The 5,398-nt window shown below is 35.1% G+C and carries 5 protein-coding genes and 1 riboswitch; all 5 genes read left to right on the forward strand.

Features of this window, described 5'->3' with window-relative positions:
* Positions 1-738 precede the first annotated feature (738 nt).
* The 5 genes from cls to queF all read left to right on the forward strand — a co-directional run bounded on the left by cls (position 739) and on the right by queF (position 4,848).
* Positions 739-2,193 (forward strand): cardiolipin synthase, encoded by a 1,455-nt coding sequence (gene cls, locus B371_RS0101830; protein ID WP_019412613.1) that lies wholly within the window; start codon positions 739-741, stop codon positions 2,191-2,193.
* 146 nt (positions 2,194-2,339) lie between these two features.
* A riboswitch (PreQ1 riboswitch) is annotated at positions 2,340-2,383 on the forward strand.
* Positions 2,384-2,539: 156 nt separating this feature from the next.
* On the forward strand, positions 2,540-3,208 hold the full coding sequence (gene queC, locus B371_RS0101835; RefSeq protein WP_019412614.1) for a 7-cyano-7-deazaguanine synthase QueC: 669 nt from the start codon (positions 2,540-2,542) through the stop codon (positions 3,206-3,208).
* Entirely contained in the window at positions 3,205-3,630 is a 426-nt protein-coding gene (gene queD, locus B371_RS0101840; protein ID WP_019412615.1) for a 6-carboxytetrahydropterin synthase QueD, read from the forward strand. The genes queC and queD overlap by 4 nt, the downstream gene beginning before the upstream one ends.
* Positions 3,624-4,334 carry a 7-carboxy-7-deazaguanine synthase QueE gene (queE, locus tag B371_RS0101845; protein WP_026022946.1) on the forward strand — a complete coding sequence of 237 codons (711 nt, stop codon included), beginning with the start codon at positions 3,624-3,626 and terminating at the stop codon, positions 4,332-4,334. The genes queD and queE overlap by 7 nt, the downstream gene beginning before the upstream one ends.
* Before the next feature lie 16 nt (positions 4,335-4,350).
* On the forward strand, positions 4,351-4,848 hold the full coding sequence (gene queF, locus B371_RS0101850; protein ID WP_019412617.1) for a preQ(1) synthase: 498 nt from the start codon (positions 4,351-4,353) through the stop codon (positions 4,846-4,848).
* Positions 4,849-5,398: the final 550 nt, after the last annotated feature.

Below are 5,398 nucleotides of genomic sequence, written 5' to 3' on the forward strand. Positions count from 1 at the left end.
AGACTCGCCGCCCGCCCCGTGGAAAGCGTCCGCCTGGAGCGCAAATCAGCGGTATCATACTAGAACCTACTCCTTAAAATACCGGGAATACTGGATTTATGACACCCTAAATTTATATACTTTCTAATTTTGTTAAGAAAAACTGGGCAAAGTACCCCCGGTCCTTTAAGAAAGTACAACTAATTTTATGAACAGGTGTAAAGGATATCAAACATATCACCCTCTGTTTCCAGGATGCTTTTGACGACAATCATACTGCACAACCTCAAGTATGAGATAGCCTTCTATTCTAATCTTGTGATTTCCGTTACACTGGACTCGCTTTTCCCGCTGGAGTTGCCGCCTTTCACTACAATCATTCACCTGGTTATAAATCAAATCAAGTGATAACAATATAACTTTTTTAAAAAATCCTATCTTGTAAAATGAAAGTACTCACATCTACATTTAGATCGGATTACTAAACAAGTATATATATTACTGAACAAACATCACTTACAATGGAAATTCAAGATTAAACGTGTGTATTTTAAGGCAATCACGCCTACATATTAATCGGTTTAAAGAGAGTAATACAAAAGAAATTCCATTTATTCCACTTTATAATTTTAGTCTCATGTACTTAAAAACACCTTGAACATTCGATTCTTGGCATTCTATAGGTATATACTTTCTTATCTTGGGGAAAAGCGCTATCACTTAAAATAAAACAATTATCCTTTATAAGGAGGAATATATATGGTTGATAATTTGCTCAATATCGGGAGTTTCACCATTGTCATACTTAATATTTTTCTTGCCATTATATTAATTTTCCTAGAACGAAGGGATGCATCTTCCTCCTGGGCTTGGCTAATGATTTTATTCTTCATTCCTATTATTGGTTTCTTACTTTATTTATTGTTTGGGAGACAACTTAGAAAGAAACACTTTTTCCGATGGGAAGGCCGTAGTAAAATTGGCATCGATAACTTAATAGATTATCAAATAAAAGCAATTGAAGCCGGCACATTTGAATTTAGACTTAAAGATTCCTTGGCATACCAAGAGCTAATTTATATGCATTTGCGTAACAATCACGCCGTATTAACTCAAGATAATGCAGTGACAATTTTTAATGACGGGGAAAAGAAATTTTCTTCTTTGTTAGAGGATTTGGAGCGTGCAAAAGATCATATTCATATCCAATACTATATTTTCCGTTTAGATGGACTTGGAAATCGTATTTATGAAGTTCTAATTCGTAAAGCGAAGCAAGGGGTAAAAATCCGCTTACTCTTTGATGATATGGGCTCGCGGGGTTTGCAAAGGAAACATTTCAAAGAACTTATAGATTTAGGGGGAGAAGTAGAAACATTTTTCCCTTCAATTATGCCGCTATTTAATCCACGATTAAATTATCGTAATCACCGAAAAATCGTGGTTATTGATGGACGAGTAGGTTATATCGGTGGCTTTAATGTTGGAGACGAGTACTTGGGGTTAAATAGAAAGTTTGGCTACTGGCGTGATACACACTTACGTTTAGAAGGAAGTTCGCTACATCCGCTTCAAACACGGTTTATTTTAGATTGGAACCAAGCTTCTAAGAATAGAGATATTGAATACTCAGATCGTTTTTTTCCTGCTATTCCTTTAAAAGGATCTGTCAGTTTACAAGTGGTTTCAAGTGGACCCGATTCCGAATGGGAACAAATCAAAAATGGGTATTTAAAGTTAATTACTATGGCTAAAAAATACGTATACATTCAAACACCCTATTTTATTCCCGATGCAAGCGTTTTGGATTCCCTTCGCATCGCTTGCCTAACTGGAATCGATGTACGAATCATGATTCCAAATAAACCAGATCACATGTTTGTATATTGGGCAACGTATTCATATGTCGGCGAATTACTGAAAGCTGGAGCTAAGGTGTATATTTATGAGAATGGATTTTTGCATGCGAAAATGATTGTGGTGGATGATGAAGCATCAACCGTGGGTACTGCAAACATTGACTTGCGAAGTTTTAAACTTAATTTCGAAGTAAACGCTTTTATATATGATCGAGAAACTTCCCGTAGTATTGCTGAGTTATTCGAGCAAGACATGTTACTTTCATCAGAGCTGACACTAAAATTGTACGAAGAACGTACACGTTCAATAAAAATGAAAGAATCTATATCAAGACTTTTATCTCCTATTCTCTAAAAAAATAATTAGATGCATGAAGATTTGATTTTCTTCATGCTTTTTTGTTTGTTTGAATAGGCTATTAAGACAGTCAAGAATTCTAAAATCATCGTTTATTATGAACTTTTTTTGTTTTATGCTATTATGTGAAAGATGCAACAAAATAGAAAGAGGTTCGAAAACTCCCTCTATAAAAAACTAAGGTGAAAACTGTTGCAATATCACACAGTTTTTTTGTGCTTTATTAGCCTAGATTCAGTCATTGATTTTTTGTGATTACATACATTTACTAATGTATGTAATCAGTACTGAGTTACCTATCATGGAGTTATCGAAACTCATTCTTCAAAAGGAGAAATGAGCAATGTTAAATGAAAAAGCAGTAGTTGTATTTAGTGGAGGACAAGATAGTACAACTTGTCTTTTATGGGCTTTAAAACAATATAAAGAAGTGTATACAGTCACATTTGATTATGGGCAACGACATATTGAAGAAATTATATGTGCGGAAGAGATAGCTGAAAAACTACAAGTCCCTTTTAAAATTTTAGATATGAAATTAATTAACCAACTTTCAGCAAATGCATTAACAAGAAGCGATATTGCTGTGACAGAGGGAACAGATGGTGAGTTACCTTCTACTTTTGTGCCAGGAAGAAATCATTTATTCCTTTCATTTGCTGCCATTTACGCACAGTCAATTGGAGCTCGTCATATCATTACAGGCGTTTGCGAAACTGACTTTAGTGGATATCCGGATTGCCGTGATGTATTTATAAAAGCTCTCAATGTATCCATCAATTTAGCAATGGATACTTCGTTAGAATTTCAAACTCCATTAATGTGGTTAAATAAAGCCGAGACATGGAAAATGGCTGATGAATTAGGTGGACTGGATTTTGTTAGAACACATACGCTAACTTGCTATGAAGGAGTTCGTGGAGATGGCTGTGGCAAATGCCCATCTTGTGTATTACGCCAAAACGGGTTAAACACCTATCTTCAAGAAAAACAAGGAAGTGTTACAAAATGATACAGCAATTTTATCCACAAACACCCCATTTATTTAGATTTGAATTAAATAAAGATATGCACTTGTCCGCAGCACATTTCATTCCACATGACGATGCTGGCAATTGTCAACATATGCACGGTCACACTTATTTCATTAATATTACAATAGCAGGGGATAAGTTGGACAAAATGGGTTTTCTGATTGATTTTAAGGTGATCAAAAACCTAGTTCATAAAAGATACGACCATACGCTTCTTAACGACCATTCTGAGTTCAAACAGAAATTTCCTACGACAGAACAAGTCGCTGAAGAAATCTGGACTACCATTCAGAGGAAATTGAAAACTCTCCCAAACCAACCGAAATGTTTACAAGTACTAGTTCGAGAAACCCCTACTAGTTACGTGGTATACCGCCCCAAAGCAGAGGATCTATTATGAAAATACCTGTAATGGAGATATTTGGTCCTACTATCCAAGGTGAAGGTATGGTAATTGGGCAAAAGACAATGTTTGTTCGAACTGCGGCATGTGACTATTCTTGTTCATGGTGCGACTCTAAATTCACATGGGATGGCACTGGAAAAAGCACATCCATGAAAGCGGAAGAAATTATTCACTCTTTAAAAGAGGTTGGTGGTGAGGCATTTTCTCATATCACTATTTCTGGAGGTAATCCTGCTCTACATAAAGGACTCGGTGAATTCGTCAATCAATGTCATGAACAAGGGTGGAAAGTAGCCATTGAAACACAAGGATCTTTCTGGCAGGATTGGCTAGTCGATGTTGATGAAGTAACTATCTCACCAAAACCACCAAGTTCTTTAATGACGACGGATTTCACTAAACTTGATATATTTATCCACAATCTAAAAGATTCTAACTTTAGCTTAAAGATTGTAATTTTTAATGATGAAGATTTTAACTATGCAGAGATGATTCATACAAGATATCCCGACGTCCCTTTCTTTTTGCAAGTTGGAAACGATGATGTCTTAACTGTTGATGATCAAGCTTTGCTGTCGTCCTTATTAGAACGCTATGAATGGTTGATTAATAAATCCATGAAATCTATCACTATGAACGATGCAAAAGTCTTACCGCAATTACACTCATTATTATGGGGAAATAAACGCGGGGTATAACAAGGAGGAACAAACGATGAGTGGTCGTCAAAAAGAAGAGTTACAAGGAATCAATTTATTAGGTAACCAAAATGTTCAATATGATTTTACTTATAATCCAGGTGTGTTAGAGTCTTTCGATAACAAACATCCCTATCGAGACTATTTTGTGAAATTCAATTGTCCAGAGTTTACTTCATTGTGCCCTATAACAAGTCAACCAGATTTCGCTACTATTTATATTAGTTATATACCTGATATCAAAATGGTAGAAAGTAAATCTCTTAAATTATATTTGTTTAGCTTTAGAAATCATGGGGACTTTCATGAAGATTGCATGAATATCATCCTGAACGATTTAGTGGCACTAATGGATCCGCGATATATTGAAGTTTGGGGTAAATTCACTCCACGTGGAGGAATTAGTATTGATCCTTATACGAATTATGGAAAACCCGGTACAAAATATGAAGAGGTGGCATCACATCGTATGATGAATCACGATATGTATCCTGAAACAATAAATAATCGCTAAATAATGTGAATAGTGATTTCCGGTATTACTTAACAAGAATAATAATTAAACAAAATAAAGAAATTCTTGTTTTTAGCATGTTAGTCTCTATATACTAGAAACGCCATAATCAAGGCACTCTTAATTGAGTGTCTTTTTTGGTCTGATTCTTATAGTTGTTATACATTTTTTGAAAGTCTAATCTTTATTGATTTATATTTTATCTGACTAGCTATTCTTTAAGGTTATTTCCGAACTCAAGAGTTTTTGTGCATTATCTCTCTTGCAAAAATAATTGACATTAATCTTCTAATAGTCTTCAAACACTGGAAATTTGAAAATCTGTAGAGTAATTCAACATGACTTCATTATCTGAATTAACTAGTTTAGTTACATCTAAATTTACATCATTTTTTCTTACAAACTTTATTGTGCTAAATCATAAGAAAAACCGGGCAAATTTGGCCCGGTCCTTTAAGAAAGTATACAGTATCACATTGGGTTTCCGGTATGATTTCCGTTACAGGCCGACGCGGTCCGTGAGCCTCCACAGGCCAACAGGGTGTTGGTC

The organism is Paenisporosarcina sp. TG20 (assembly GCF_000286315.1).
In the GTDB taxonomy this organism is placed as follows: domain Bacteria; phylum Bacillota; class Bacilli; order Bacillales_A; family Planococcaceae; genus Paenisporosarcina.